Genomic DNA, 26,648 nt, shown 5'->3' on the forward strand with positions numbered 1-26,648 from the left:
TGTCGACGATCTCGCTCCGAGGTGCCGCTAGGTGCCGTCGGCCGGGCTGTCGTCAGCGGGTTCGAGCAGGACGATGGGGAACTGGCGGTCGGTCTTGCGCTGGAATCGGACGTAGTGGTCGTCTTTGGCGGCGATCTGTTCCCACAGCGCTGTGCGTTCGTCGTCCCCGGTGAGGCGGGCTGTCATCTGCTGGGTGCCGTCGCGGTTGCGAACCGTGACCGCCGGGTTGTCGCGCATGTTCAGGAACCACGCCGGGTGCTTCGTGTCGCCGCCGCGGGAACCGATGACGGCGAAGGCATCACCTGGCTGGGCGACCACGGACAGCAGCGTCGAGCGGGGTTCGCCGCTGCGCCGGCCCGTGGTGGTCACCTCGATGATGGGTGTGCCCTTGTGAATCCAGCCGACACGGCCGCCGCTGAGCCGGATCGCCGTGCGGTTCAGCCAGTTGGCCGCCCTGAACGCGAAATCAGATACCAGCAACCTTGCCTCCAGCCCTGCGTGGCAGCTTCGCCAGTGTCTATCTTCCCAGCGCAGATAGAGCCTGCTGGACCCACGGGCGCCGGCTGCGACACGCCACTTCGGTGCTGGTCACACGTGACTGCGACCGTCCTGGGCAGGCGTAGCTGCGGTGCGTTCGTGTGGATGGCGGCAAGAGGTGAGCTGGCCGCGACCAGTCGCGGCCAGCTCACCTGCCGATATCAGTTATCGATATCAGTTATCCAAGTCCAGCCAGGCGTCTTGGAAGAGCGGCCAGCTCAGCGGATGCGGGCTCACGCCGTTGACGTAATTCTGCACGGCGATCAATTCCGGCCGGAAGGCCGCAACGATCGCCGGCACGTCCTCGATCAGGATGCACTGGACCTCGGCGTATGACGCCTTCTGGCCCGCGAGATCCTGCCCCTTGGCCTTCTCGATCAGCCCGTCCATGTACGTGTTGACGTAGTGCGGCGCGTTGTAGGGCGATGCACTGTGGAACTGCTCGCTGAGGGCCTGATCCGGATCGGCGCCCCTCCAGGCGTCGATGGTCAGCGTCTCGTTCTGCCAAACCGTGTCCCAGAACCCAGCCGATGGATTCACCACGACGTTGACCCGGATGCCCGCGGGTTCAGCACTCTCCTTGAATGCCACCGCGATGTCCATCGCACCTGTGGTGATATCGGCCGTGTGCAGGTCGATGTCGATTCCGTCCGGGTACCCGGCCTCTGCCAGCAGCGACCTCGCCAGTTCTGGGTCATACGGCGGCGGAGCGCATTCCGGCGCGAAGACGGCGTTGCTCGTGCCGATCGGGTGGTCGTAACCGGGTGCACCCAACCCCAACAGCGCCACCTGGTTGACAAGTTCCCGGTCCGTCGCTGCCTGGAAGGCCTGGCGGAGCAGCTTGTTGTCGAAGGGCGGCCTGGCGTTGTCCATGGCCAGCCCCAGCCAGCCCCAGCCTTCCAACACCAACACGTGGGTGTTGGGATTGGCGTTGATTTCAGGGACGCTCAAGGGGGCCATGCCGTGTTGAATCAGGTCCACGTCGCCGGCCAGGAGTGCCGCTACCCGACCTGCGGGCTCGGGGATGTTCAGAAAGACAATCTCATCCACATAGGGCTTGCCCTCTTCCCAGTAGTTGGGGTTCCGCACCATCGTGATGCGTTCACCCGGCAAGTGCTCGTCAAGAATGAAGGGCCCCGTGCCGACCGCTCCCAAGACCAACTCCGCGAGATCCAAGTTGGCGGGGAGTATCCGTGCCTCGGACTTCTGCAGGTAGCTCGGGAAGTACCCGTTGGGGCCATCGAGGTCAAAGCGGACGGTGAAGTCGTCGAGGACGACGATGTCCGTGATGATGTTGAGAATGGCCCGCAGCGGTGAGTCAAGCTCGGGATCCAGCAGACGGTCGAACGTGAAGACGACGTCCTCCGCACTGAAGTCCTTTCCGTTGTGGAACGTCACCCCCTCCCGAAGGTAGAAGGTGTAGGACGTCAGGTCGTCGTTGGCCTCCCACGAAGTGGCCAGCTCCGGCTTCATCGTGAGATCCGGCTGGATCATGAGCAAGTTGTCATAGGTGTGCTGGGTAACAGCGGTGGTCACCGCGGACACCGAGATAGCTGGGTCCAGCGTGTGCGTATCCGCGACCAGCGCGACCCGTAGCGTGCCGCCGTACTTCGGCCCCCCCTCGTCGGGCGGGGCGGTGGTCTCGGGCGCAGCAGCTGCGGCGGCGGTCGTCGCCGGTGCCGCAGTGTCATCGCCGGTATCGCTGGTGCCGGTGCAGGCCCCAGCCACGAGCGCTAGCGCTATTAGCGGCACGCTCAAATTCAGGAATCGTCGGTTTGATGCTCCCATGTCGATTCACCCCTCGAACTACCCCACTGTCGAAGGGATTTCGGCAGCGGAATCAAAGTATTTTGTTGGTATTCCGTATTTTGTTGGTATGCCCCGTACATCGGTACATACTTATATTGGCAAAACAAATAGTACAGTCATCATCATTCTGATGATGACAATTATTAATGACGGCCTACTACCCCTTGAGGGTGCTGTCAAACGCACTGTTGAGAGCGGCGAACTAGCCGATCAATTCATTCACGCACTCACCAAACACGCCGACGTAGTAGTCGACGTCCTCAGCAGTGACCGCTGGCGAGTTCAATGCCGAGAGTGCCATGGCGAGAATGATAATACCGCGATTGACATAAAAAGCATGGAAATATTGTATGAGTTCATCGCCGCGGATACTGTAGCTTTGCCCGTCGCCCCGGATCTGAGCCTCCGCCATCGTACGAGGCCTCTCCAAGGAGAAGCCGACTCGCACTCCATAGCCGAGCCAGCGGCTGACTCTCCACGGGAGGTCAGCAGCCGTGACGACTTCTTGCAAGCCCTTGGCCATCCGCTCACCGGCCGCCATCATCCGCTCGTAGGCCGACTCGGTCATGACATGCTCCAGATTCGCCCGCAGCGCCGCAACAGCCAGCGCGTTGCCCGACAGGGTGCTGCCGATGCCCGCGACGAAGAAATTCTCGAACAGCGGCATGACGCTGTCTGCGACCTCCTGGCTGAGGCCCATGACTGAGGCAGGCATGCCGCCGGCGATCCCTTTGCCTGCGACAAAAATGTCTGGTTCCAGGTTCCACAGACCTGTGCATCCTCCCCAGGCGGCGCCGATGCCATGCGTCTCATCGATGATGAGCTTGGTGCCATAGCGACGCGTCAGATCTCGGAGGGCGATGTGGAAGTCGTGATCAAAAGGACCACGAAGAGCCTGAGAGAACGTTGGCTCCGTAATGACGCAGGCAACGTCCCGCGGGGACAATGCTCTCTCCACAGCATCGAGGTCGTAAGGATCAACAACACGGGTCCTCGATTCGGGGTCGGGAAGCATCCCTATGCCGAAGTGGACGGCCTTCGGATGAGTAATCATCTTGCCGTCCACGACCGCGACACACGTTTCTTCGACGGTGCCGTGGTAGCTGCCATTGAACATGAGCGTGAGGTGTCGTTGGGTGACTTCGCGCGAAATCTTGATCGCGGCCCTGACCGAATCGCTGGCTGACATATGGAGCTGCCATAACGGCAGACCGTAGCGACGCGTCAATTCCTCGCCGACCCAGATGGCGTCTTCCGAGGGAAGTGTGAACATAATGCCCCGCTGCGCTTGTTGAGCTATCGCATCAGCAACGGCCGGCGGTGAATGCCCGAATATCGACCCGAGATCACCTGCAAGGAGGTCGAGGTAGCGGTTGCCATCGACATCGGTCACGTAGGCTCCCCTGCCCTCCGCTATGAACAAGGGAAAGGACGGATCCATAAAACCGTTCATGAAGCAAAACGGAACTCCTCCCAAGAGCGAGTTCTTTGCTCTCTCATACAAGGCCACTGATTTCGGGTGGCTAGCTAGATAGCTTTGCTGCTCACGCTCCATCAACCTTTTCAGTCGCTGAGGGTCGATTGCGTTCATGGGACTCCTCCTGTTTTTGTGGGTTCTACAGAACTATTTGCCTGTAGATGGGCTAGTTCCTCCAGCGGGATGTGGCAATACAGCACATGATCTCCACCAACTGCCGTCTGTGCCGGCGGTGGTGTCTCGTCGCAAACGTCCCCAATCTTGCGAGGACAGCGACTGGCGAAGACGCAACCCTGAAACTCGGCCCGCATCGTGGGCACAAACCCCGGCAGTCGGATCGTCGTCCGCTGCGCGTCGGGATCAGGGACTGGTGCCGCTGACAACAGTGCCTCGGTATAGGGATGGGACGGCGTGTCGAGCACCTTGTGGGCCTGTCCTGTCTCGACCACGTGGCCCGCGTACAGCACCAAGATCTCATCGGAGAGATAGCGCAGCACGGCCAAGTCGTGGGTGATGAACACGTAGGACGTGTCGGTCTCTTCCTGATGAGACCGCAGCAGATTGAGCACCTGCGCCTGGACGGACACGTCCAAGGCGGAGACTGCCTCATCGGCAATGATGATGTCCGGTGAGGCGGCGAAGGCCCCAGCGAGCGCCACGCGCTGTTGTTCACCCCCGCTGAGCTCCCGCGGAGGCCGGTTCAAGTACGCCGGATCCAAGCCCACTGCCCGCAACAGCTCCTCGGCATGCTGTTGACTCTCCTGCTTGTTCAAGCCTGAGAACTTGCGCAGCGCCCGGACAATGGCGTGACCAACGGCAAGCCTCGGATTGAGGGAAGCCGTCGGGTTCTGAAAGACCATGCGCATGGCCGCCCGTTGAGCGTCGGTCCGCTCGTCGACCTCGGGCGCCAGTTCCTCGTCCTTGAGCCGTAGCTGTCCCTGGTCACGGGGCACCAGTCCGACGATGACCCGGGCAATGGTGCTCTTGCCAGCGCCGCTCTCACCCACGATTCCCAGAGTCCGTCCCAGTCCCACCGTGAAGTCCACATCGGTGACGGCACGGACCGGCGGCCGAGTCCGTGGGCCGAACATCCAGTACTTGCGGCCCCAGCTTCCGTAGAAACGGCGCAGATCCTTGGCCCCCAGAACCGGTTCTTGCTGGACGCGCCCAGTTTCCACACTCGTGTCCAACTCGCCCCACACTCCCGGTGCGATGTCATTCGGGTACAAGCAGCGTGACGAGTGCCCGACCACTGGTTCGGCCATCGGCGGAGCCTTCTGACTGCACAACTCGGTGGCCATGGGACACCGCGATACGAAGAGGCAAGCGTCCGGCGCCGGCTCGCTGGCCGGGAACACCGCACCGGGGATCCGGGTGAGCCCGACGGTCGCTCCGTCTTCCGTCGGTGGCTTGGGCACACAGTGCAGCAGCCCCGTCGTGTACGGATGCTTGGGATCTCTGAACAGCTCCCGCACCGAGGCCTCTTCCACCGTCTCGCCGGCGTACATCACCACGACTCGATCTGCGACGGCTGCGATCACTCCTAGGTCGTGTGTCACATACAGGATTCCCGCGTTGATGCGGTGCTTCAGATTGACGATCAACTCCAGGATCGTGGCCTGCGTGGTGACGTCCAGCCCCGTCGTCGGCTCATCCAGGATCAGCAGATCCGGCTCGCAGGCCAGCGCCATGGCGATCACCACGCGCTGCTGTTGGCCGCCGCTCAACTCGTGGGGATATCGTCGGAGAACCGCCTCCGGTTCGGCGAGCCGCACGCTCTCGAACAGCTCGATGGTGGCGCGGCGGCTCTGTCGGGCGTCCGCGTTCAGGTGTTCGCGCAGCACCTCGGAGACCTGCGGCCCAACACGCATGGTTGGATTCAGCGACGTCGCGGGGTCTTGATACACCATCGCGATGCGGTTGCCCCGCAAGCGGCGCAGCTCTGCCGCATCCATGTCCGCAATTTCTCGACCTTCGAAGAGAATTCGGCCGCTCACCCGTGTCGTGCCCGGCAGGTAGCCCATGGCGGCGAAGGCAGTGGTCGACTTGCCGGATCCCGACTCTCCCGCGAGTCCCAAGACTTCACCGCGTCGCACGTTCAGCGATGCATCCCGCACGGCCCGGACGGTGCCCCGCGGCGTGAGGAAGGTGACGCCCAGTTGCTCCACCTGGAGCAACGGCGCTCCACCGAATGCGTTGCTGCTCATCCGACGACCTCTCGGGGAATCCCGCGGGCGTGCTTGATGCCATCGGTCAGCAGATTGACGCCCACCACCAACGTGGCGACCGCGCCTGCCGGCGCCAGCGTGATCCATGGCGCGCTGCCGATGAACTGTCTGCCCTCCGCGATCATGAGGCCCCAATCCGGCGAAGGCGGTTGGACTCCCAGACCCAGGAACCCCAGGGAGGACACCAGCAAGATCGAGTAGCTGAGCCGCACCGCGAACTCCACGCCGAGCGCCGGCATTGCATGAGGCAGGATTTCCCTGAAGACGATGTAGGTCGCCGACTCGCCCCGCAGACGGGCGCTCATCACGAACTCCAGGTTCTTGGCCTGCAGAGTGACACTTCGCATGACCCGCGCCGCAGAGGGAGCGAAGACGAGACCGATGGTGACGACGATCAGCGAGCCCTGCCAGTAGGCCTCGAGCCACCGCCAGGGGGCGTCTCGAGCACCCAGGGTTGTCAGCATCAACAGGGCCAGCAGCAGCGCCGGGAACGCCATCATCCCGTCCATGACGCGCATCACCACCTGGTCCACGCGGCCGCCCTTGTAGCCGCTGCTCATCCCGATCAACGTGCCCCAGAACAGACCCAGCAGCGCACCAGCGAGAGAAAGGAGGATCAGAGAGCCCCCGCCGGACAGCACGCGGCTGAAGACGTCGCGCCCGAAATGGTCGCTCCCGAACAGATACGTCCAGTTCGGCCCCGCAAGGCGATGCGTTGCGGGAAAGTCCGGAGGCACATGAAACTCGGAAGTCGAATATGGGGCCACGATTGGGCCAAGAATCGCCAGCAATATATGGAATATGACGATGGGCAATCCGATGCGTCCAGCCGTCGTGGAGAGAGAAAGTCGCAAGAAGGTGCGGATCCCCCGACCGATCGCCGATCGCGCGTGCCGAACGGTGCCGGGCACTTCAGTTTGCGGCCCGCTCGTGTCCTGCCACATCACAATCAGGTCAACCGTATGCGCGGATCTAGGATCCGATAGCTGATGTCTGCAAAGAGGTTGCTGAAGGTATACGCCACTGCAATGAGGAGAGCGCAGGCCTGCAACAGAGGACCGTCACGGGTCTGGATTGAATTCAACAACAGCTGACCCAGGCCTGGATAAGCAAAGACGTTCTCGACGATAATGAGGCCGCCCAGGAGCCATCCGACGGTGGTTGCGACGACAGTAATCGTGGGCAGCATCGCGTTGGGAACGGCGTGCCGGAATATGATCCTTTTTCTCGAGAGTCCCTTCAGGGTCGCCGACCGCACATAGTGGCTGTCCATCGTCTCGATCATGCTGGCTCGCGTCATACGCATGATGTAGGCAAAGAGCGCAATGGTCAGGGTGAGGGTTGGCAAGATCAGGATTTCTGGCTTCGTCAGCGGAGTCTCGCCGCGGGGTATGGCGCTGGTAGTCGGCAACCAGCCAAGCTTTAACGCGACGATGATGGTGAGGAACAGTCCGGTCACGAACTCGGGCAGCGAAATGCCGATCATGCCGATCAGGGTCACTGCGCGGTCGCCCTTGCTGTTGGGACGCACCCCGGCCCATATGCCCACCAGCACTGCCGATGGGACCGCAATCAGCAACGCAGATACAGCAAGATATATCGAAGGTAAGAGACGATGACCCACAATCCCTGTTATTGGCTGTCGCTGTATCAAGGAGGTGCCCAGATCGCCTCGCACTGCGCCCCAGATCCATTTTCCGTATCGCTCAGGGGCGGAGCGATCTAATCCCAGCTCTTCGCGCAGGTGCTTGACGTTCTGCTCCGTGGCGTACTGCCCCATCAATCTTTCCGCGGCATCACTCGGCAGGGCCTCCGAAACCGCGAAAATGACCACCGAGACCACCAAGAGGGTGACCACGATCAAAGCGAAGCGCAGCGTCAGAAAGCGAACCATGTGTCCGGCACCGTCTCAGAAGCGTTTGGGACCAATCGTGTTCAGCTGTCTGTGGGCACCGCGATTCGCATCGTAGTGCGCGGCATGAGTGCGCACTGCGTCTAAGACTGACGAAGATCGTTGTACGTCGGGGTCTTTCGTGTGATGGAGACCTGATGCCGGTTGAATTCTCTAGTGCGGCCGGTCTGAGGTATTCCGATACGGGCGGCGACGTGGCGCTGGTGTGCAACGACTGGGGCGACGCACAGCTGGTGTGGATCGACGACAGTCGAACACTGATCCCGATCGACCAGCCAGAGGCGCTGACTGCCTGTCTACGCGAGTTCTTGACGGCGAATTCCTAGTTCCGCGCCACCCGACCCGGACCGGAACCGACGACCGCCGAGACGGTCGTTCGGATGGCTCGAACCGCATGGGTGCGGGTCGTATGCTGGCTCTGCGTCTTTCGTGCGTTGAGCGCTGAGGGAGGTTCGGATGGCAACGCTCTTGGGGATCGTGTTCTTTGGGTCCCTCGTCGGGGGACTCGGCGCGATCGCTGCGGCCATCGTGTTCCCGGAGCGACGCGTGAGCGCTCTCTATGTGGCGACGGCGTTGCTGGTCGTGGCGGGCTGGCTCTCGATCCTCTCCGTCGGGATCTTTATCCTCATCGTGCCGTTCTGCACAGGTCTCGCTGCCGCCTCACTGAGCCGTCGGCGCAGGCGCTCGGCGTGACCTGAGGCCGACGACCGCCAGTGCGGCTGCAATCTCGCCGCCGAGACCGCTCCGGTACTTGTCCATCGCAGCCCGAGCTGCCCGCACATCGGTTTGGTGGTAGTTCATCGCAGATCCCAAATGGACTTGGATCAGGGCCGACGGACTGAACTGAACGCTACCGAGCTGCTTCGATGTGCGGTTTCTGTGACTGCAATTGGAAATCGGCATGCGATTGGCGCATTTGTGCAGGTCGCGCGAGGCTGTGAGGATGCTCCGCGAAGCCGGCGACGACTTCCAGGCTGATGCAGTTCGGCAGGACACTGCGTTCGAACTGCAAGCGAAGGCGTATCTGGACGCGCTCGGGTTCGAGCTTCACGGCAGGCAGAAGTTCGCTGACATCGGCTGCGAGGTCGATGATGTCGCCGAAGCGCCGAACGGCGAACTCGTGTACTTCGAGTACAAGGGTTCGTTTCAAGGGACCCGGCCCGGCATGCGCCGCACGGACACCGTCAAGAAAGCGCTGCTGACTGGGTTCTTGCTGCGCTTTACCGGGGATGAGACTCCGTACTACGTGCTGACTTCTCACCGGCCTGAAGGTGGGGCAGCTCAACGCATGATTGAAGTCGCGCTGGAGGCGAAAGCACTGTCTGGCCTCGTTGAACTGAATCACCCGCCAGACAGCCAAGCACTGAAGGAACGGTTCGGCTGGCCGATGAGACCGCGCATGGGGCCGGAGAGGACGTGGCAGCCGGCGCTGCCGATGGCCCGCCACGGGTAGCACCTCGACTCACGGAGCTGCAGGACTCTTGGCCGCTCGCGACGCATGTGGGTTGTGGGCTAGCGGCCTCCCTTGCACTGACGGTCGGCGGTAGCGGCGTTCGCGACGTGGCGCCCGACCGCCGCGCCTACACCCCATCGAGATCAGAAAAGCTGGCCCTTCGTCTTTTGTTGGGATGACTGGGGGTTGAGGGTCCGTTTGTAGGGGTCGAGGCCCTGCTGGGATCGGTGTTGTGAGACGCCGAACCCTGGAGGGCCTCGATGAAGCGTGATGTTATGTCGGTGCGGTTGTGGCTGCCGCGCGTCGAGGTGGTGGGGGTGCTGGTCGACGCGCCCGAGCGGCTGGTGGTGAGGGTGGCGTCTTCGGTGCGTCGCCCGCGCTGCCCTGATTGCGGGACGCCGAGCGGCAGGACCCATGATCGCCGAGACAACCGGGTGAGGGACTTGGAGATCTCGGGGCGGCCGGTGATGCTGGTGTGGGACCGGCGGCGGCTGGTGTGCGAGCCGTGCGCCAGCCGGTTCGCGGAGGGCCACCCGGCGTTCGAGGGCCGTGTCACGGCGCGTCTGGCGCGCCGGCTGGTGGCCGACGCGCGCCAGATGACGGTGAACGCGGCAGCGCGCCGTCACGGGGTGGGCTGGAAGCTGGTCAACGCGTTGGTGGTCGCTTGGGCGGGGCTGGTCGCGGATCATCGCCGCCGGCGGCGCTGCCGGGTGCTGCTGGTGGACGAGACCTCGATCCGCAAGCGACACCGCTATGTGACCGTGCTCGTGAACGGCGACACCGGCGAGGTGCTCGCCATGGTGCCCCACCGCAACTCCCAGGCGCTGTCGGGGTTCCTGGCGTCCCAAGGACACAGATGGTGCCGAGCGGTGAAGGTCGTGGTGTCCGACGGCTCCAAGGCCTACAAGACAGCCATAGAGGGACGGCTCGGCCACGCCCGCCACGTCCTGGACCGCTTCCACGTCATCAGATGGTTCGCCGCCGGGCTCACAGCGGTGCGCCGAGACGTCCAGCGCCGACCCGAGGGCTCAAAGCCCGCGTTCGACCCCGAAGTCTTCCGAGCCAGGTTCCTGCTCATGCGCCGACCCGACAAGCTCGGCGCCAGCGAGCAGAAACGGCTCGACGCGCTGTTCGCTGCGCACCCCCGGCTCAAGCTCGCCTGGGACGCTCTGGGTGAGCTGCACGGCCTCTACCTCGCCAAGGACCGCGACGGCGCCCTCGAGGCGCTCGACCGGTTCGCCGACCTGTACAGCACCGGCCAAATACCCGAGTTCAGCGACACCGTCGACACGTTCCTCGCCTGGCACGACCAGATCCTCGACTGGCACCGAGCCGGGCGGCCCAGCAACGGCCGCATCGAGGGAACCAACAACCTGCTCCAAGTCCTGCGACGCCGAGCCCACGGCTTCACCAACTACACCAACTTCGAAGCCCGCGGCCTACTACTAACCTGACCCCGCCGAGCCCAGCAGCCCGAATCCCAACAAAAGACGAAGGCTCGAAAAGCTGAGCTGTCGCGTTTGCGCTTCGAGTACGAATCGGGCACCCATGGCCCGCAGCATCTGAAATGGACTAATGGGTTGGACGCCGTGCGCGATCGCCGCATTTGGAATCTTGATCTTGCGCCGGCCGTCACTGACTGTCTCATGTGTCACCACGTCGTGACCTCCCGCGAGGGCCCGCCCCGAGCGACGACTCGATGAACACCCGCTCATCCAAACTCAGCCTCGCTGCCATACTGGACACCTCCATCGGTCGGTTGCATGTGTTGGCAACGGTCATCATGACCGTTCACTTGCAACCACCGATGGAGTTCGCCGTCGTTCGGCCCTCAAGGGTGCTGGCAATCAGTTCGCGCGCGAATCGTTTTCCGACCTGAACTGGTTTCGTCGTGTAGTAGTTCCCACCGCTGGCGCCTTTGGTTTCTAGAGCCGCAATTCGCTCCTGTTCGAAGCGCAACTCGATCATGAACTCATCCCAGCTCAGCGCCCCGATCTCCCGAATCCGGGCGAGGACGACCTGCGTTGACACTCGGAAGTGCTGAGCAAGCGGATGCAACTGAGATCGAAGGTCGCCCGTCGTGTCGAATACGGACGCGAACTCCTCCATGGGGACGAGCAGTTCTGCGGCCACCCGGTTACACCACCGCTCCTCGTCGAACCTGCGTGCCGAGGCTGGGTCGACATCCGACAGCGCAGTCGAGCCGACGATCCCGCTGATCATGACCAAGACACCCGCCGCCTCTGCGTTCTCCCGCAGGGCCGTCAAAGCGTCGTCTGTGCTGCGCAACCGGGCGCGGGCGCGGGGCGTCCACGCCAATTCCTCTCGCATAGAAGCCGCGACCTCTGCTGGCGGCGTCGCGACCGTCGCCGATCGATCGGAAGTCGGGGATGGGGATGTCCTCCGTCGGTGGTTCTTCGAGGAAGAAGAACCCGACCGGCGTGTACGTCTTTCGAGCGAACTCCTCCAGCTGTCGCAGTGTCGGCCGGGTCTCGCCCGCTATCCATGCGTCGAAGCGCGGGAAGCGCGAGCCCCAGATGTCATCGTCGATGCCCGAGCGCGCGCGAGCCCACTGCAGCAGCGCAGGACGCACGTCGACTCGGACCGTCATGAACTCAGTATCGCCCGTTCGCCTCCACCGGCAAGGCACGCCCGAGCAGGAATCTTCTCATCTCGTGCGTTCACCAAGTGCTGTACGCCCGGTCCCGATCGATCAGCCAGAAGCGCTGGCGGGGCATCTCCGTACGTTCCTGACTGCAGCGCCGTAGATCGGCGGTGCTAAAACCGATGGGCAGCGAGGGGCAGGCCATGGCGCAAGCGTTCGCAGTCGAAGAAGTAGTTCAGAGACCCGCTCCCCAGGTGTGGGAGGCCCTCACCGATTGGCCGAACGCCCACCGGTGGATGCCCGGAGTCGAATCGATGACGGCCGAGGGAGAAACCGCTGAAGGGACGAGGCTGACATTCCGTGCTCGCGGCGCTGATCGCTCGAGCACCATCGTTCAATGTGACGTTGGTCGGTCCATGGTGCTGCGTTCGATCCAGGGTGGCGTGACGGCGGATTACGCATACGAAGTCCACGAACTCGGCGAAGGTTCGGCTCGAGTCACCTTGGTCGCAAACTGTCAGATCACGGGGCTGTGGTGGAGCTTGGTCTCGCCTCTGCTTCGCGTCGCTGTCCGACTCTCGGACGGCAAACAACTCAGACTCTTCAAGGCCATGGTCGAGGAAAGCGGAGTGTGTGGCGGGGGTTGATTCGGGACGCAGCACAGTACTGTTTGACGCGTGACGTCACAGCCCGAAACGGTCACTCTTGCCGAACTCAAGAGCCTTCTCGCCGATCCAGCGAGCCGCATCAAGCTCCACGACGCCATCAGCGACGAGACGATGCGAACGATCGACGCCGTTCGAAACGCTGATTGCGAGGGGTACGACGAGTGCTTGCGGGCCTACGAGCATGCATCTGCTGGTCTGATCAAGCTGCTCGTCACCGGTTCGTATTTCTCCGACTGCGCCGACCACGACAAAGCGTGGGCACATGCGGTCCGCTTGCTGGCAAATCGGATTCCGTACACCAGTTCTGCCCATGGCACGGTCATCAATCTGCAGCACCACGTCACGCTGCTGGCGATGTACGCAGTCGCTTTCGGCGCCGCTGCTGCTGATCGGATCGACCCTCTCGCGAGGATCATCGGGACGGTGCGAGCCGAGGAAGACGGCAGCATCGGGCGCGTCACCTACCTGGTCAACTGCGCCCAGCTCAAGAGACCGGACGAAGCTCCGATCCAGGCCTCGCTTCGTCTGTGGATGACACTGCGTTCGATAACTGACGAGTTCATCCCCAGGACTCCCGAAGACGCCTTGTTTGACGCCGTGCTCGACGAGATCGAGTACTTGCTTGGCGTGACGCACGGACGAGACACCGCAGAGGGAACCGGCCCCGTGGGATACGGGGCGATTCAAGTGCTCGCAACCCGCGTTGCACCTGATCGCCTGGTGCGGCGCAATCTGGACACACTGATTGCGCACAACGCTTTTCAGAGCGTCGACGAGTTCTACATCTGCCGCGAGCGATACAACAAGATCTACGCAGCCGAAGCTCGAGTCTGAACACGGCGCGCCGAGTAGGCCGCTGAGCCGCCGGTCAGACTGGGTCGCTGCTGAAGCGGTGGGCCTGGAGGTCGCTCAGGTCTCGCAAGGTCTTCATGGCCGCGGTTGCCGTGCTTGATGCATCCTGACCGGGAGAACAAGCGGAGGTTTCGGCATGCCACTGGTACAAGGTGACGGAGTAGAGCTGTACGCGGAGGAAACAGGCACCGGGTATCCCATCGTCTGGTTGCACGAGTTCGCGGCCGACTGCCGCACGTGGGAGGGCCAGGTTCGGCGGTTCAGCCAAAGCCATCGATGTGTCACCTACAACGCCCGTGGCTATCCGCCGTCGGATGTTCCGGAGAGCGATTCGGCGTACACATTCGAGCGCGAAAGAGAGGACTTGCGGGCGGTCCTTGACAGCTTCGGAATCGAGCGCGCCCATATCGTCGGCCTCAGCATGGGTGCCTACACGGGGCTGATGTTTGCGTTGCGGTATCCGGAGCGGGTCACGTCCCTGCTGTTCGCGAGTGGTGGGTCCGGCGCGTTCGGGGACACCCGGGCAGCGTTCCTCAGCGAGATCCGCGCGGCCGCCGAGGCGATGATGAACGACGGGATGGAGGTCGCCGCGGATCGGCTCGCTGTTGGCGCTACCCGTGTTCAGCTCCAGAACAAAGACCCGAGGGGCTGGGAGGAGTTCAAGCAGTACCTGTCAGAACATTCGGCGGTCGGCTCTGGGCTGACGATGCGCAATTTCCAGGCCGGGCGCCCGTCGCTGTACGACTTCGAAGCTGAGCTGCGCCAGCTCGACGTTCCGGTGCTGTTGGCCGTCGGCGATGAGGACGACCCGGTCATCGAGACGAACGTCTTCCTCAAGAGGGTTCTGCCGCGTGCCGGCCTGTGGATTGCCCCGCGCACCGGTCATGGGATCAACCTCGAGGAGCCCGGCGTGTTCAACCAGATGGCGTCGGACTTCTTCAGCACAGTTGAGGCCGGACGATGGACCCGTCGCGATCCCCGCGCCGGTCCCACGCACTCGTCGTTGGGCGGCGCACTACCCCAGGCGTGAACCGGTTCAGATCATCTTGGCGGGGCGGTCCTTGGTCCGTTCGCGTATCACGGCGTTGATATGTCGCCAGTTTGCGTTGGCACAGGTTCCTATGAAGTCACGTCGCTCGTTCCGGACCGGCCGCAGCTGGCAAGTCCGAGAGCGGGCCGACAACGTCGACGTGTCCCAGGCAAGGCACCTGCAACATGCGGGGCCAGTTTTGTGACAAGTCACACGTCGACGGCCCGCTCCCGCGCACATCTTCACTGTTTCGTGGAGGCTTTGGGGTCCCGGGGTGATTCAGGTCGCTGTTCGTGTTACTGGGTGTCGCTACTGTCGGCCACGTGGAAGGCGACGACACTTCGGGCGTAGCTCCCGCTGCCCCCCGTGACCCCGATGTCGCATTGGCGCAACTCGTCGAGGAAGGCGTCGTGTGGGGCGACGCTGCCGATTGGCTCGTGTGCCTTCCGGCTGGATCCGTCGATCTCTTCTTCACCTCGCCCCCCTACGCGAACGCACGGCGCTATTCCGAGATCCATCCGGATCGCTATGTGGAGTGGTTCGCACCGTTCGCCGAAGCGATGCTGCGCGCAACCGCAGAAACCGGCTCGTTCGTGCTGAACATCAAGAACCGCGTGGCTGCGAGCGGCGAGCTCAGAGGACAGCGGCACCCCTACGTCTACGAGTTGGTGCTCGAGCTTCAGCGGATGGGCTGGCGCTGGCTCGAGACCTACATCTGGTCGAAGCCCAACGCTATTCCGGGCCGGTTCGGGCCGCGAACGAAAGACAGCTTCGAGTACGTGTACCACTTCGCTAAGGGCAGCCAGCCGTACTTCGACCTCGACGGCATCCGGGTGCCGTACCGGGCGAGCGAGCAAGAAATCGCCCGCCGTCGTCGCGACCAGAACGGCCGGCGAAACACCGAGGCCGGGTTCGGCCGCGACCGACGATTCACCTACGACAAGGGCGGCGCCGACCCGGGCAACGTCATCGAGGCCAGCCAGACGTACAACCAGCACTGGGGTCCCGCGGGCCAGCACACGGCAGTGATGCCGGAGGGGCTCGCTGCGTTCTTCGTCCGGGCCGTTTGCCCGCGTGGGGGCCTCATCGTGGATCCGTTCGCGGGCTCGGGGACCACCGTCGTCGTAGCGCGACGCCATGGCCGTCTCGCAGGCGGGGTCGAGCTGCACCGCGAGTACGTCGAGGTGTCAGCGCAGCGCGTCGCGAGCGATCAATGCGAGTCTGAGCCGGGCGAACTGCGGCTCGCGGGTTGAGCATGGCGCTCTCGGACTCCGAAGAGCGGATACTCCGCGCAGCGGGCTCGGACCCGAGCCCGGTAGCGCGCCTGCAAGCCGTCGGTGTGACGCTCGCGAAGCATGGAGAAGATGCCGAGGCTTCGCGCCAACTCTTGACCCAGAGCTACCTCACGCATCTCAGTCCCTCGTTTCATCTCGTTCCGAGAGGCGATTTGATGTTCGCCGAAGACGCCTTCGACGAGGCGTACGCAGCACTTGCGGTGGGCACCGAGAACTTCACGTGCGTCGACGAGGCATCGCTGAGAGCGACGCTTCTTGAATGCCCAGCGGCGTTGGCCCCTCTGCGCATGATCCTTGGGCTGACGCACAACGAGCTGGCGGTTGCCATCCGTCTTCACGATCCCGAATCGAACGTGGCCGGCGGATCGCTCAAGAGTCTCGAGCGAAGCGCTCCACCGGAACGGCTGACAGCTACGAGGCGACGAATCGTCGGGTCGATTGCGGGCGCGGTGCTGGCGATGATGAACCGTGATCTGCTGCCTGTGCCACCACGCGTGACGACGTATTTCCATTCCAAACTCGACAAGCGCGACACGGTCAGCGGGTGGCAGAGCGTGCGTGATCACACCGGTGGCGTTCCTTACTCAACGCTGCTCTTCCAGCGGTACGTCGGCGGAGTTTGGCGACAGGTGCAAGACGCGTATTCCGAAGTCAAGGGAGATGCCGTCCTGGAGATTCCGCTCCAAGACTTGCTGGACGCACACGGGGTGCCGTACCACCGGACGAAGCGCAGAGCGGCTGGCGCCGCGGAGACCGCAGCTCGGTTTGGCCTCAGGCCGGGACCGGACTTCATCATTCCTGATGACTCGCCCACGCTTGTTGTCGAGTCCAAGGTGGCAGAAGACGGTGGCACCGCCCACGACAAGGCTGCGCGAATCCGAACCCTGGTGACGGCTGCTAACGAACGTGGGCTGAGAGCATGCGCGTTGATTGACGGCAAGGGATGGACCGAACGCCCGAATGCGCTCTGCGATGTCGTCTTGGCGACGCAAGGCCGCACTTACACGTTGTCGACGATCGAGCAGATTCTCGAGCTGCCCGAGATACAGGCACTCATTTCGCGCTGACGGCCTCCCATTCCTATCGCGGGATGGCGACGCCACTCATGCCGAGGGCGACGCTGACTAGCCACTCAGCGGCGAGTGGAGGTGGCGTCGCGTGATGCGGAGGGGCAAACCCGCAGGTCAGAGTGCATATCGGGCTCGCCGATTGCGCCATTTCCGCCAGAATTACGCCGCTTATTCCCCAGCAATGCGGAACCTCCGCGGCCGTCGGCAGCCCTCACGACTTGCAGGGTAGGGAATCGAACCCTACGGCGCGAGCTTGTCGCGGTCTGTCGCATCAATGGCCGCGCCCGGATCAGGAGCGGACTTGTCCGGTTCCCTCGGTGCTCTCCAGCGTTTGTCGCCCGAACCGAGCACAACCGGCCTATAGGGGTCGATCAAGAACCGCGCCAACAGCAGGAAGGGAATCGGTGCCACGCAGATCGCCGCCCCCCACCACCAGGCCGCTGAGTGGCTGAACTGTCGGCCAATGCAGGTCTCACCCCTTGCGAGACGGTCGCAGTGAACCTCCCGCGTGTCGAGCAGACCGGCTACTACCAAGAACACGGTCAGAGCTACGCAGACCGCTAGCAGGACGAGAGCGAGGAACCGCAGCCGATTGCGTTCGATGACGACTAAGTAACCGTTCGGCAGGTGCTGTTCGTCAATGTGGACTCGGGCATTCACGTCCCCAGTCTGGCGCACCCTCGGCACGTCGGCCCGCCGTCGGCCGTCATCTCGGTATCGGCCATCGCCACCTCGGACCCGCACGGGCACTCGACGGCCCCGAATGAGTCAGTAACGCCGTCACCACGTCGACGTTTTAGGGGCGCTTCGGTGCGGACCTGCATGGCCGGTGCCCGCTCAGCGACCGCCCCGCACGCGCAACGCGGGTTGGTACACACCTCACGGTGCCGGACCATCATCCCGCGAGTAGCGCGTAGTTCGCTCTCTAGGAGACTGCTGAATAATTCGTGTGGATTTCCGCGTGTTGGGGGTGTGCGCGCGGGATGCTGGGTGAGGTGTGTCTGACTCTTCCGCGGAGATCGGCTCAGAAATGAACCAAGTCATGCCGTGTTCTCAGGTTTGTTGGCAGCGGTCCGGCGGTTGTGTTCGAGCCGTCGTGTTCGGGCTCGCTGGAGGCCCCGCCGGCGGGCCTCGCGGATCGTTTCTCCTCGTTGGTGGTGTTCGTCGTTGGGGGTGACGCAGCCGATCGCTTCGTGCAGTCGGACTTCGTTGTAGTCGATCCGGATGCGCGCCGGCTCGGTGTCGGGCAGCGCCGGGTCGGTGATCGAGCACAGGTGGGGCCATTCGTGGGTGATGTGGCCGAAGAAGCTCTCGATCCAGGCTTGGCCGGTGGGTGTGCGGGGCCGGCCGTGGTGCTGGGCGATGGCCATCATCGCCATGCAGGCGCGGGTGTCGTGGCTGGTCATTGCCGGGCCGTTGTCGGACACGGCGAGCAGGATCGGCCGGTCGGGGTCGTCGACGTCGAGATCGAGGCGGTCGTCGGCGGGCAGCTCGTCGAGGCCTTGGGCCACCAGCGCCTGGTCGAACACGACCCGCACTTGGGTGGAGGTCTCCTCGGTCGAGACCAGCGTGGCGGTCCAGCAGCGCGAGACCATGTCGACGATCGCGAGCACACAGCGCCGGGCCCGCCCGAAGCGGGTCACGTCCCAGACCCGGATCCGGTTCGGTTCCCAGACCAGCCAGTGCGGCCACGGTGTCCTCGGCCGCTTCGGCGCCGGTGCCCGCTCGGGCAGCACAAGCCCGTGAGCAGCGAGAACACGCCGCAACGTCGAGGGTGCCACCCACACCCTGTCCACATAGGAGCCACGGTGGGCGAGCTTGCGGTGTGATCGGTCGATTGGCCCCCACTCCTCGGCGACGACGAGGATCTCCGCGACCTCATCGGCCAGCAAGGCGTGCACCGGCGCGCCTGCGGGGGCCAGATCGCACAGGGTGCCCAGCTCCCGCCGGCGGGCCCGCCAGCGGTGCACCCGGTCGTCGCAGACCTGCCACACGCCCGCAGCCCAAGTGTGTGAGAACCCGGCGGCAACGGCGTCGTCGACGGTGTTGAGGACCAGCTCTTTAGCCTCGGCGGGGACTCCTGCGGGGACCGGCCCGCTCAGTCCCAGCCGGATTTTCCCCGCACGATGGCCAACTCGATCGCCTGGGCCTTGACCGCCTCGGCGAGCCGGCCGATCTCCGCCTGGGCTTCTTCGAGCTCCCAGTTCCGCTCGGCAGCCGGCCGGCCCGGCCTGCGGGCCAGCGCCGCCAGCGCCGCGTCCTTCACCGTGCGACCGATGGTGATCACCGTCGACACATCGACCCCCCACCTCCGGGCAGCGTCGGCCTGGGCGACCGCTCCGCTCGTGACCTGCAAGCAGATCTCCCACATCGTCTCCGCGGACAGCCTCTTGGGTCGGCGCCGCCCCTCGCCGATCGTCATCTGATGCTCCTTCACGCGTCAGCGAGAACACAACCAGACTTGGATCATTTATCAACCAACTCTCCGCGGCGAAATCAGACGCAACGCAACACTGGTTTTCGGCGTCGATCACACTCGACGATGAACTGACGGTTGGTCAGGGTGTTGTTCTGCGGGTGTTGGTGCAGGTCAGAGACGGTGTGACCGCTTTGGCGTCGACGGGACTTCGATGAGCCGAAACGCTGTGGGGGTGCTCGATGCCCGTGATGGCGTTTCGTCCCACATCGGTCTTCGTGTCTTCGTTTCAGCACTGTGCCGGTACATGTTCTGCGAGCTGCGTTCATGCGCGTACACGCTGGTCAAGTCGTTCATTTCGCAAGCGGCTCGAAGATGAGGCCGGTCGTTTCGGATTAGGGCACGATGCACCGATGAGTTGCTGTGAGGATCGGAGAATCTCGGCGATTGAGGCCCGAAACGTTGACACGTCTAGAACGCGAAAAGCCTGATTTGCCCGGTTCCTCGTGCTCAAGGGAGTAAGCGCTATCGGGTGCTTCCAACGGCAACCAACATCAGAATCACGAAGATCGCGACCCCAACGGCGACGACGGCGAGACCAACGCCGAAGCAGCCGCCGAATCCGGAGGCGACAGCGCTGCGTTGTTTCTCCGGCGGTGTTGTCGGTTTGCGAGCCGCTGACTCGAGTGGATCTGTTGCGCGCGTTGCTGGTTCGGATGTCGACGATTGACCGGGCGGCGGCGTAGCGCCGGTATAAGAACAACCGGCCTTGTGCCAACCATCGCGGCCTTCGCATTCAGGACACGTCGGCGTTTCGGTCATTCTTGATCCTCCACTCAATCGATGCAGTTAGGAATTGTCGCGCGACAACTTCTCATCGGGAGCGGCTGCCGGACCGAACGCTGTTCAAGGTTGGGTCGGCTGCGAAGTACATCCAGGCGCGCATCGACCAGTTTGCCAACACGAGCGCTGCTCCTGATCCGCGCCGGATCTTGTGGCTGTATCTGCCCCACCAGCCGTCGACGACGGCCGTTGTCCGGGAGTTGGAGCGCACGTTTCACCCGTTGCTCGATGACGCCGGTCACGCAGGTCCGCGCAGGGCCTCACGGGAACGCCAACCCGGCGGCATCGAATGGTTCGCCAAGTGCGTCGAATTCCTCGACACCGTCGCGGCCACCCTGGGTCTGGACATCGTCGCCCTCGACACCACCGAAGTGACCTAGCGCCGCCGCCCGAGCGGTTCACACCTCGAGGTGAGCCCCCTTCAAGCACTTGTCGACGGCAGCCTTGATGCCTGTCCACTTGACGGGTGTCGCGAGGCGGGTGACAGTGTCGGTCGCAGCCGACCACGAGGTCTTCTTCTGTTCAATACCGAATCTGATGGGTGCCGACCGGTTTGGATTCCAGCTCTGGCTGCGCATTTCTCTGCGGGCGGGCTGGTTGACGCCGCCCCATGCGACCAGCAGACCTTGGTCGGCGTCTTGGCTACGCAGGCTTCCGTTCCGTAGTCCGTCCGGCCACAGCAGAAGCTGCTGACGCAATTCAAGGAGCGCCAACGCCGAGAACGGCGACGTCGTGATTGACATTATATGGCGAATTTCCTATACTGGTTCGCGAGGAGGAGGTCGCTGATGCCACCCACATACGACGAAGTGGTCGCATCGCGCCGAGCACGCCTTGGTTCAGATGCCGTGGCGCAAGGCGAGATCTTCGCGCAGGCATACAAGATTGCGCTTCAAGTCATGGACCTGCGCGAGAAGCACGGTCTGACCCAAGCCCAGCTGGCTCGACGCTGCAACATGAGCCAAGCGGACATCAGCCGGATCGAGCGCGGCTCGACCAGTCCGACGGCACGCACTCTGCAGCGGATCGCAGACGCACTCGACGCCGATCTGCGTCTCGTAGCCCGCGCCCCAGCTTGAACCGTTCGCGGCCCACAGTTTCTGCAGCGTCGCCAGGTTGGCCGTCGACGGATAGCAAGGGTCCTGTCCGCCGCCCGCCGCCAGCTGCTCTCGAACGTGTCGGGTCTGCCAGCCTGTTCCTGGCGATCCGACGCAGCGGTTCCTTACTCGCCGGTTTCGCGTCTGGGCGAGGACTGGCAGTCATCAAGAAATACTGAGATTCCGCTAGCTCTGATGTGCCATCATCTCGCCTCATGACGAATCACCGCATCCTCTCATTCGGCACTGAGACGTTTCGCCTCCCAGAAGCGGTCAGCCACAAGCGGATCGGTGGCAAGAAGTCCATGGAGGACGAAATCGGAGTTCTTCGAGCCGAGTTGCATCGAGTGTTCGATTTCATTGATGCCGTGCGGGGCTATCTGCCTGACGGCTACGAAGTAGCGCTCCACATGCATGAGCAGCTCAAGGAATCTCATGCGGCGCTGAGCGAGCAGCACCAGCAGATGGCCGCAGAGCATCGAGAGCTGAAGGATCGTGTCGTCGCGATGCGCGATGCGGCGATCCTGCAGGAGGTCGGCGTGTATGACTATCAGCATCCGATGGAGAACTCTGACGAGTACAAGGACCGACTGAAAGCCGTCCGTGATGAGATCAAGGCGAGCGCCAAGGACGGCAGGGCCGTCGCGACCACGAAGAACAGGTGGACGGTGAACGACTCGGAGGCCAAGGGTCGCAAGATGATCAAGGACACGTCGAGGCTGCTGCTGAGGGCCTACAACAATGAGGCAGACATGCTGGTGGACAAGATGCGGCCGTTCCGGCTTGACGCTTCCATTTCGCGGCTGGAGAAGTCTCGCAATGCCATCAACCGTCTCGGTGCGCAGCCGATGGAAATAGCGATCAGCGGTTCGTACCACGCTCTGCGCGTGAAGGAACTGGAGTTGGTCGCAGATTGGCTGCAGATGAGAGAGGGAGAGAAGGAGGCGGCCAAGGAGGAACGGGCACGCCTGCGTGAGGAGGCCAGGGCGCGTAAAGAGCTGGAAAACGAGAGGAAGCGTCTGGAGAAGGAACGCAATCACTATCTGGGCGTTCTGCGCAAGCTCCAGCAGCAAGACGACGACACCGGATCCAAGGCCGCCGAGATGGCAGAACTGAAAGAAAAGCTGGAAGAGCTGGATGTCTCAATGGAGTCGGTGGAACAGCGGGTCGCGAATGTCCGTGCCGGGCACGTCTATGTGATCTCCGACACCGGTTCACTCGGCGAGCGCATGGTCAAGATCGGCATGACACGCAGGCTCGATCCGATGGACCGGGTCAAGGAACTCGGCGACGCTTCAGTTCCCTTCGGATACGACCTGCACGCAATGATCTTCTCCGAAGACGCAGTGGACTTGGAGAAACGGCTGCACGATCGGTTCGCCGGCCAGCGCGTCAACCTCGTGAACCGGCGGAGAGAGTTCTTCTATGCGACTCCGCAAGAAGTCCATGATGCCCTCAACGCAGAAGACGGACTGGCTGTTGTGACCGAGTTCACCGACACGCCAGAAGCAGCCGAATGGCACGAATCCGAGAACACGCGACGAATGCGAGACGGTGCCTCCAACGGAAGCGCTCGGCGAGCTGCACCAGCTCTATCTCGCCGACGACCACGACGGCGCGATGGCAGCCCTGGACCGGTTCGCGGACATCTACAGCACCGGCCAGATACCCGAGTTCAGCGACACCGTCGACACGTTCCTCGCCTGGCATGCCCAGATCCTCGACTGGCACCACACAGGACGGCCCAGCAACGGACGCATCGAGGGAACGAACAACCTGCTCCAAGTCCTGCGACGCCGAGCCCACGGCTTCACCAACTACGCCAACTTCGAAGCCCGCGGCCTGCTACTAACCTGACCCCGCCGAGCCCAGCAGCCCGAATCCCAAAAAAAGACGAAGGCTCAGAGAGTTCTTCTATGCGACTCCGCAAGAAGTCCATGATGCCCTCAACGCAGAAGACGGACTGGCTGTTGTGACCGAGTTCACCGACACGCCAGAAGCAGCCGAATGGCACGAATCCGAGAACACGCGACGAATGCGAGACGGTGCCTCCAACGGACACGACGCCCAAGTGATCCAAGCAACCTGACCCCCGAACGGCCACTGAACCCATACGGGCGTTACCTCGCTCACCGAGGCGCCAGCACCAGAGCGCCGCATGTCGTCAAGAGCGACTACGACGGCAAGTTCACACCGAGCCACGACGCTCAGCGGCTCATCCTGAGCGCGATAAAGATGAACCCGGACGCGATGGTCGAGGTTGACCAGCCGTGCCAGAAGCCCGGCGTGGGGTCCCGGCCAGATAGTTTCTGCAGGTCAGACCCTACAAATCTGGCAGTGACCCTGAGCTCCACAAATCGACACGCTGAACTCCACAAACGAAATCGCGAACTCGCAGGTCAGAGAGGGTATCGCCCTCCACACAGTCCTACCCACGCTGGATTCGAGCTTGGGTACCCGACAGGCCAAAACGCAACACTCGCGGCGTCAGATTGAGGCACCAAGACGAGGAGTTCCTTCACGCGCGAGTGTTCCGATCGAGAACGGACCGAAGGGTTCGCCGCCACCGCAGGTTCCGCGAGCACAATTGTCACCGACACCACAGGCTGTTGGTGACCCATCCGTATAGCGCGCACAACCTCACGCGAAGCGACATCTAGAACCTTCACCTTGAAGCTCGTTTTGGAGTTCTAACCAGTTGCCGATTCCGTTGCCTAAGGTTCCCTCCCCACCAACTTGACGATGCACGGAGACATCTTCGAGATGTAGTTAGTCTTGGAAGGCTCAACCCGCAGTTGCGGCAGTCCCCGACGCTGACGGAGGCGAATTTCGCCAGCTGGCGGCAACGTCCGGTAGCGAGTGCATCGTCGGCCCATCCGCAACCAAGCCAAAGCGTGAGCGCGGGAACAAACCATGCTCGCGTGCGGCTGCGAACATTTGCTTAAGCGTGCCCACGAGACTCTCCTCGGTGGGTCGGAAGTGCGTCAGCTCTTGGAACTCCATGTAGTCAAGAAGTAGACAGGGAACGTCAGTCTTTTCGAAAACGGAGAGGACTAGTCGACTGCAGGCCGACCGTTCCGGACCAAATAGTTCCTTGACGATCACGAGGCCGAAGACCTCGCGACCGGAACTGGAGAGTTCGCAGGGTTGCCCATCTGTGATGATGTCGATCGAGCTGCCAGATCGGAGGTGGTTGATCGATCCCTTCAGTTGGGCGGCAGCCTTCTTGACATGCTTGTCGGTAGTGGCCTTCTTGCGATCAATGCTACGTTCAAGGCTCGCCTCGGTGACCGGGCTGTCCTTGGCCTGAATCAGCAGCACAGTCCCTTTAGTGGCCACAAGCACGTCCACGAATTCTCGTCCGTTGTCTGCTCGTACTGGGTTCCGGAAGACATCGTCATGGTTGAAGGCCCGATGCAGCCCTATCTCAATGTCAGGTTCATTCAAATCGCCCGGAGAGTCCTGGCCTTGTTCCTGCAAGTTGTCAACAGTCGGCATCTCAAGCAGGTTGATTCTGAGGGAGGCATCGTCTTCGGCTGTTGACCGAGTCCCAAACCACAAGATCATGTCGTCGTCGAACTGACGGGCGAACTCCAGGGTACCCGGCACGAATCGGATCGTGTTCACATAGTGTCGAAAGCGAGCGGCATCCGGGTTCTCGGCACGGAAGCCAACTAAAATCCGATTGTATTCGTCAAAGAAGTATATGTCGAACGAGTCCGACGACAGCACTTGCAAGAAATTGTGGGTCAACTCATCGTCGAAGAGCGGTGTCCGGATTACAAGCGGTTCATCGTGGTTATCGAAGAAAGCTGAAATCAAACCGAAAGTGTCCACATCACCAGCGCGCAGAGGGGCCAGGTAAAAGCGGAAAAATCTTCGCAACCGAGCTGTTACAGCGATTTCTCTCTTCGTTTTCACGATGAGAACCATACGGGAGGAGCCTGCGTCGCGCGTGGGCAGTATACCGCCCTTGAAGTCCAGCAGTGCCTGTGAAAAAGCAGGATGGGTGACAGATTCGGGCCAACGCAAATAGGCCTGTAACTCGGGAGCATCGTCACCTGGCACGAAGGCAGCACAAGGGATGTCGTCTCTGCCAACAGCGACCCGCATCATTGCCCCTGCGCGTGAGATAGTAGGGGTGACATTTCGGGTTTCCCGATCCACACTCCGCAGGCAGTTGACGGCCCGCTCAGTCAGTCCTACACCCACTAGAGGCGGTTTCCTAGGAACCCCTAGATACAGCATCAATTCCGCATCGCGAGTTTGCCAATCTCCCTGAGCGTACCGGACCAGGACGTATTGGTTTGCGCTAGCGTATTTGAAGCACTCGTCGTGGATTCGAGTCATCAACCTTTATCCTCCCACGCAAACTAATCCAGCCCCCCGGCGAGGCACTCACCGTGCAAATGGTACTGGCGGTCGCAATAGCCGCTTGCAAACTTGGCTCGTCCGCTTGGTACCTTATCGAGACGAACGTACCGGTCCAATTTGATCGGAGGCCGTCCTACAGAAGGTCTGTGCGCGTTGCGAATGGGAGCGCCCCATTCGAGATGCCCGATTCAGCAACGTCTCGACGCTGTCATCGCAGCAGCGAGCCGCTTCCCGGCTCGAAACTACGCCAGCAAGACAATCGACGCGCTTGAGGCCCTCAGTCTGGGACTCGCCCAGCGTGGTGAGCCCCAGACGCTGTGAGGCTTGCCTCTGCTGCAGTAGTGCTCGGCCTTCTGCGGCAGTCTGTCATCAACCGCTGGTCCCCTATAGCGCGTGTCCCAGCAGGCTTCGACGCTGTCGGTGGTGCGGTCTTGCTCCGGCAGGGCTCGCGCGGGTTTCGTTGGCTCGCGCGGCGAGCCTTGGAGCCTCCGCGGCAGCTTCAGCGTCGGTTGAGTCGTGCCGGCTCGATTTGTTGGACCGACAACCGACGCCCAGCGGGCGTCAAGCGAGCATTGGCGTGAGACATCGAGCCTCCAGTCGTCGTGGTTGTTCTCTCAAACACCACGCTCGCACAGGAGGCTCAACCCATCACCTCGCGACCAACCTATATGTCCACGTCAATTGGCCACGGCAATCCCGGTAAACTCGAAATCCGTTTGGCTGCACAAGAAACCACCTTTAGATGGACGCGGGAAAAATGAAAAGAGACTTAGAGGCTGCGCCAATAGGCGCTGACCTGCGGAAGCGCTCGACTTAACCGCGGGGCTTGCAACGCCCTGACCTGCGGGTTCGCTGACGCCATTCACGGCTTCCGCAAGATGCGCCGAAAGCGCCGTCACCTATTGGCGCAGCCTCTAAGCAGGTCACTGACCTGTGGTAACGGAAGTTGATTGAAATACGCGCACGTCCCTTCCGGCCCCCA

General features: G+C 62.6%; 27 protein-coding genes. 13 read left to right on the forward strand and 14 right to left on the reverse strand.

Annotated elements, in window-relative coordinates:
• Nucleotides 1-27 precede the first annotated feature (27 nt).
• The 6 genes from ACPXYO_RS07620 to ACPXYO_RS07645 form a co-directional block, all read right to left on the reverse strand.
• Entirely contained in the window at nt 28-480 is a 453-nt protein-coding gene (locus ACPXYO_RS07620; protein WP_423918444.1) for a nitroreductase/quinone reductase family protein, read from the reverse strand.
• 231 nt (nt 481-711) lie between these two features.
• Complete coding sequence (locus tag ACPXYO_RS07625; RefSeq protein ID WP_423918447.1) at nt 712-2,325, reverse strand: ABC transporter substrate-binding protein; 1,614 nt, start codon at nt 2,323-2,325, stop codon at nt 712-714.
• 223 nt (nt 2,326-2,548) lie between these two features.
• Complete coding sequence (locus tag ACPXYO_RS07630) at nt 2,549-3,937, reverse strand: transaminase (protein WP_423918449.1); 1,389 nt, start codon at nt 3,935-3,937, stop codon at nt 2,549-2,551.
• The gene (locus tag ACPXYO_RS07635) at nt 3,934-6,030 is read right to left on the reverse strand and encodes a dipeptide ABC transporter ATP-binding protein (protein ID WP_423918452.1); all 2,097 of its coding nucleotides are present in this window, start codon (nt 6,028-6,030) and stop codon (nt 3,934-3,936) included. Before ACPXYO_RS07635 ends, ACPXYO_RS07630 begins: the two co-directional genes overlap by 4 nt.
• Nucleotides 6,027-6,818: an ABC transporter permease gene (locus tag ACPXYO_RS07640; RefSeq protein WP_423918455.1), complete on the reverse strand. Its 792-nt coding sequence runs from the start codon at nt 6,816-6,818 to the stop codon at nt 6,027-6,029. Before ACPXYO_RS07640 ends, ACPXYO_RS07635 begins: the two co-directional genes overlap by 4 nt.
• Nucleotides 6,819-7,000: 182 nt before the next feature.
• Complete coding sequence (locus ACPXYO_RS07645) at nt 7,001-7,945, reverse strand: ABC transporter permease (protein WP_423918458.1); 945 nt, start codon at nt 7,943-7,945, stop codon at nt 7,001-7,003.
• 155 nt (nt 7,946-8,100) lie between these two features.
• Here ACPXYO_RS07645 and ACPXYO_RS07650 point away from each other — a divergent pair, with 155 nt between their 5' ends.
• From ACPXYO_RS07650 to ACPXYO_RS07665, 4 genes are all read left to right on the forward strand, one after another.
• Nucleotides 8,101-8,289, forward strand: a complete 189-nt coding sequence (locus ACPXYO_RS07650; RefSeq protein ID WP_423918461.1) for a hypothetical protein — start codon at nt 8,101-8,103, stop codon at nt 8,287-8,289.
• A 130-nt stretch (nt 8,290-8,419) separates the two neighbouring features.
• Nucleotides 8,420-8,656 (forward strand): hypothetical protein, encoded by a 237-nt coding sequence (locus ACPXYO_RS07655; RefSeq protein WP_423918464.1) that lies wholly within the window; start codon nt 8,420-8,422, stop codon nt 8,654-8,656.
• A 250-nt stretch (nt 8,657-8,906) separates the two neighbouring features.
• Nucleotides 8,907-9,416 (forward strand): hypothetical protein, encoded by a 510-nt coding sequence (locus ACPXYO_RS07660; protein WP_423918466.1) that lies wholly within the window; start codon nt 8,907-8,909, stop codon nt 9,414-9,416.
• A gap of 260 nt (nt 9,417-9,676) precedes the next feature.
• Complete coding sequence (locus tag ACPXYO_RS07665; protein ID WP_423918469.1) at nt 9,677-10,870, forward strand: ISL3 family transposase; 1,194 nt, start codon at nt 9,677-9,679, stop codon at nt 10,868-10,870.
• Here ACPXYO_RS07665 and ACPXYO_RS07670 read toward each other — a convergent pair.
• The 3 genes from ACPXYO_RS07670 to ACPXYO_RS07680 all read right to left on the reverse strand — a co-directional run bounded on the left by ACPXYO_RS07670 (nt 10,862) and on the right by ACPXYO_RS07680 (nt 12,027).
• Nucleotides 10,862-11,131, reverse strand: a complete 270-nt coding sequence (locus ACPXYO_RS07670) for a DUF4411 family protein (RefSeq protein ID WP_423918472.1) — start codon at nt 11,129-11,131, stop codon at nt 10,862-10,864. The genes ACPXYO_RS07665 and ACPXYO_RS07670 overlap by 9 nt on opposite strands.
• A 76-nt stretch (nt 11,132-11,207) precedes the next feature.
• A complete protein-coding gene (locus ACPXYO_RS07675) occupies nt 11,208-11,549 on the reverse strand; it encodes an ImmA/IrrE family metallo-endopeptidase (RefSeq protein ID WP_423918475.1) in 342 nt (113 codons plus the stop codon).
• Nucleotides 11,550-11,553: 4 nt separating this feature from the next.
• Nucleotides 11,554-12,027, reverse strand: coding sequence for a hypothetical protein (locus tag ACPXYO_RS07680; RefSeq protein ID WP_423918478.1), 474 nt, complete (start codon nt 12,025-12,027; stop codon nt 11,554-11,556).
• A gap of 197 nt (nt 12,028-12,224) precedes the next feature.
• Here ACPXYO_RS07680 and ACPXYO_RS07685 point away from each other — a divergent pair, with 197 nt between their 5' ends.
• The 5 genes from ACPXYO_RS07685 (at nt 12,225) to ACPXYO_RS07705 (ending at nt 16,933) form a co-directional block, all read left to right on the forward strand.
• Nucleotides 12,225-12,668 carry an SRPBCC family protein gene (locus ACPXYO_RS07685; protein ID WP_423918480.1) on the forward strand — a complete coding sequence of 148 codons (444 nt, stop codon included), beginning with the start codon at nt 12,225-12,227 and terminating at the stop codon, nt 12,666-12,668.
• A 30-nt stretch (nt 12,669-12,698) separates the two neighbouring features.
• On the forward strand, nt 12,699-13,523 hold the full coding sequence (locus ACPXYO_RS07690) for a hypothetical protein (RefSeq protein WP_423918482.1): 825 nt from the start codon (nt 12,699-12,701) through the stop codon (nt 13,521-13,523).
• 154 nt (nt 13,524-13,677) lie between these two features.
• Nucleotides 13,678-14,571, forward strand: coding sequence for an alpha/beta fold hydrolase (locus ACPXYO_RS07695; protein WP_423918485.1), 894 nt, complete (start codon nt 13,678-13,680; stop codon nt 14,569-14,571).
• 323 nt (nt 14,572-14,894) lie between these two features.
• A complete protein-coding gene (locus ACPXYO_RS07700) occupies nt 14,895-15,824 on the forward strand; it encodes a DNA-methyltransferase (protein WP_423918488.1) in 930 nt (309 codons plus the stop codon).
• Nucleotides 15,825-15,826: 2 nt separating this feature from the next.
• Entirely contained in the window at nt 15,827-16,933 is a 1,107-nt protein-coding gene (locus ACPXYO_RS07705) for a hypothetical protein (RefSeq protein ID WP_423918491.1), read from the forward strand.
• A 243-nt stretch (nt 16,934-17,176) separates the two neighbouring features.
• Here ACPXYO_RS07705 and ACPXYO_RS07710 read toward each other — a convergent pair whose 3' ends face one another.
• The 3 genes from ACPXYO_RS07710 to ACPXYO_RS07720 all read right to left on the reverse strand — a co-directional run bounded on the left by ACPXYO_RS07710 (nt 17,177) and on the right by ACPXYO_RS07720 (nt 19,358).
• The gene (locus tag ACPXYO_RS07710; protein ID WP_423918494.1) at nt 17,177-17,596 is read right to left on the reverse strand and encodes a hypothetical protein; all 420 of its coding nucleotides are present in this window, start codon (nt 17,594-17,596) and stop codon (nt 17,177-17,179) included.
• A gap of 380 nt (nt 17,597-17,976) precedes the next feature.
• The gene (locus ACPXYO_RS07715; protein WP_423918497.1) at nt 17,977-18,930 is read right to left on the reverse strand and encodes a DDE-type integrase/transposase/recombinase; all 954 of its coding nucleotides are present in this window, start codon (nt 18,928-18,930) and stop codon (nt 17,977-17,979) included.
• A gap of 104 nt (nt 18,931-19,034) precedes the next feature.
• On the reverse strand, nt 19,035-19,358 hold the full coding sequence (locus ACPXYO_RS07720) for a helix-turn-helix domain-containing protein (protein ID WP_423918499.1): 324 nt from the start codon (nt 19,356-19,358) through the stop codon (nt 19,035-19,037).
• 208 nt (nt 19,359-19,566) lie between these two features.
• Here ACPXYO_RS07720 and ACPXYO_RS07725 point away from each other — a divergent pair, with 208 nt between their 5' ends.
• Both ACPXYO_RS07725 and ACPXYO_RS07730 read left to right on the forward strand, forming a co-directional pair.
• A complete protein-coding gene (locus ACPXYO_RS07725; RefSeq protein ID WP_423918501.1) occupies nt 19,567-19,731 on the forward strand; it encodes a hypothetical protein in 165 nt (54 codons plus the stop codon).
• Nucleotides 19,732-20,176: 445 nt separating this feature from the next.
• The gene (locus ACPXYO_RS07730; protein ID WP_423918502.1) at nt 20,177-20,575 is read left to right on the forward strand and encodes a hypothetical protein; all 399 of its coding nucleotides are present in this window, start codon (nt 20,177-20,179) and stop codon (nt 20,573-20,575) included.
• A gap of 18 nt (nt 20,576-20,593) precedes the next feature.
• On the opposite strand, the gene ACPXYO_RS07735 is transcribed toward ACPXYO_RS07730, so the two are convergent.
• A complete protein-coding gene (locus ACPXYO_RS07735) occupies nt 20,594-20,938 on the reverse strand; it encodes a hypothetical protein (RefSeq protein ID WP_423918505.1) in 345 nt (114 codons plus the stop codon).
• A gap of 45 nt (nt 20,939-20,983) precedes the next feature.
• Between ACPXYO_RS07735 and ACPXYO_RS07740 the strand changes: the two genes are divergently transcribed.
• Entirely contained in the window at nt 20,984-21,274 is a 291-nt protein-coding gene (locus ACPXYO_RS07740; protein ID WP_423918508.1) for a helix-turn-helix domain-containing protein, read from the forward strand.
• A 233-nt stretch (nt 21,275-21,507) separates the two neighbouring features.
• A complete protein-coding gene (locus ACPXYO_RS07745; RefSeq protein ID WP_423918511.1) occupies nt 21,508-23,268 on the forward strand; it encodes a DUF4041 domain-containing protein in 1,761 nt (586 codons plus the stop codon).
• Nucleotides 23,269-24,076: 808 nt separating this feature from the next.
• On the opposite strand, the gene ACPXYO_RS07750 is transcribed toward ACPXYO_RS07745, so the two are convergent.
• Nucleotides 24,077-25,360: a hypothetical protein gene (locus ACPXYO_RS07750; RefSeq protein ID WP_423918514.1), complete on the reverse strand. Its 1,284-nt coding sequence runs from the start codon at nt 25,358-25,360 to the stop codon at nt 24,077-24,079.
• Nucleotides 25,361-26,648: the final 1,288 nt, after the last annotated feature.

It is taken from the genome of Candidatus Poriferisodalis sp. (assembly GCF_965237655.1).
Classification (GTDB): Bacteria; Actinomycetota; Acidimicrobiia; order Acidimicrobiales; family Poriferisodalaceae; genus Poriferisodalis.

What these genes read in the sequence shown, in the direction of transcription:
- ACPXYO_RS07665 (WP_423918469.1), top strand. Translation starts at nt 9,677, where the DNA reads ATGAAGCGTGATGTTATGTCGGTGCGGTTGTGGCTGCCGCGCGTCGAG.
- ACPXYO_RS07625 (WP_423918447.1), bottom strand. Translation starts at nt 2,325, where the DNA reads ATGGGAGCATCAAACCGACGATTCCTGAATTTGAGCGTGCCGCTAATA.
- ACPXYO_RS07645 (WP_423918458.1), bottom strand. Translation starts at nt 7,945, where the DNA reads ATGGTTCGCTTTCTGACGCTGCGCTTCGCTTTGATCGTGGTCACCCTC.
- ACPXYO_RS07650 (WP_423918461.1), top strand. Translation starts at nt 8,101, where the DNA reads ATGCCGGTTGAATTCTCTAGTGCGGCCGGTCTGAGGTATTCCGATACG.
- ACPXYO_RS07745 (WP_423918511.1), top strand. Translation starts at nt 21,508, where the DNA reads ATGACGAATCACCGCATCCTCTCATTCGGCACTGAGACGTTTCGCCTC.
- ACPXYO_RS07725 (WP_423918501.1), top strand. Translation starts at nt 19,567, where the DNA reads ATGAGCCGAAACGCTGTGGGGGTGCTCGATGCCCGTGATGGCGTTTCG.
- ACPXYO_RS07685 (WP_423918480.1), top strand. Translation starts at nt 12,225, where the DNA reads ATGGCGCAAGCGTTCGCAGTCGAAGAAGTAGTTCAGAGACCCGCTCCC.
- ACPXYO_RS07705 (WP_423918491.1), top strand. Translation starts at nt 15,827, where the DNA reads ATGGCGCTCTCGGACTCCGAAGAGCGGATACTCCGCGCAGCGGGCTCG.
- ACPXYO_RS07740 (WP_423918508.1), top strand. Translation starts at nt 20,984, where the DNA reads ATGCCACCCACATACGACGAAGTGGTCGCATCGCGCCGAGCACGCCTT.
- ACPXYO_RS07655 (WP_423918464.1), top strand. Translation starts at nt 8,420, where the DNA reads ATGGCAACGCTCTTGGGGATCGTGTTCTTTGGGTCCCTCGTCGGGGGA.
- ACPXYO_RS07680 (WP_423918478.1), bottom strand. Translation starts at nt 12,027, where the DNA reads ATGACGGTCCGAGTCGACGTGCGTCCTGCGCTGCTGCAGTGGGCTCGC.
- ACPXYO_RS07735 (WP_423918505.1), bottom strand. Translation starts at nt 20,938, where the DNA reads ATGTCAATCACGACGTCGCCGTTCTCGGCGTTGGCGCTCCTTGAATTG.
- ACPXYO_RS07635 (WP_423918452.1), bottom strand. Translation starts at nt 6,030, where the DNA reads ATGAGCAGCAACGCATTCGGTGGAGCGCCGTTGCTCCAGGTGGAGCAA.
- ACPXYO_RS07660 (WP_423918466.1), top strand. Translation starts at nt 8,907, where the DNA reads ATGCTCCGCGAAGCCGGCGACGACTTCCAGGCTGATGCAGTTCGGCAG.
- ACPXYO_RS07670 (WP_423918472.1), bottom strand. Translation starts at nt 11,131, where the DNA reads ATGAGCGGGTGTTCATCGAGTCGTCGCTCGGGGCGGGCCCTCGCGGGA.
- ACPXYO_RS07695 (WP_423918485.1), top strand. Translation starts at nt 13,678, where the DNA reads ATGCCACTGGTACAAGGTGACGGAGTAGAGCTGTACGCGGAGGAAACA.
- ACPXYO_RS07630 (WP_423918449.1), bottom strand. Translation starts at nt 3,937, where the DNA reads ATGAACGCAATCGACCCTCAGCGACTGAAAAGGTTGATGGAGCGTGAG.
- ACPXYO_RS07720 (WP_423918499.1), bottom strand. Translation starts at nt 19,358, where the DNA reads ATGACGATCGGCGAGGGGCGGCGCCGACCCAAGAGGCTGTCCGCGGAG.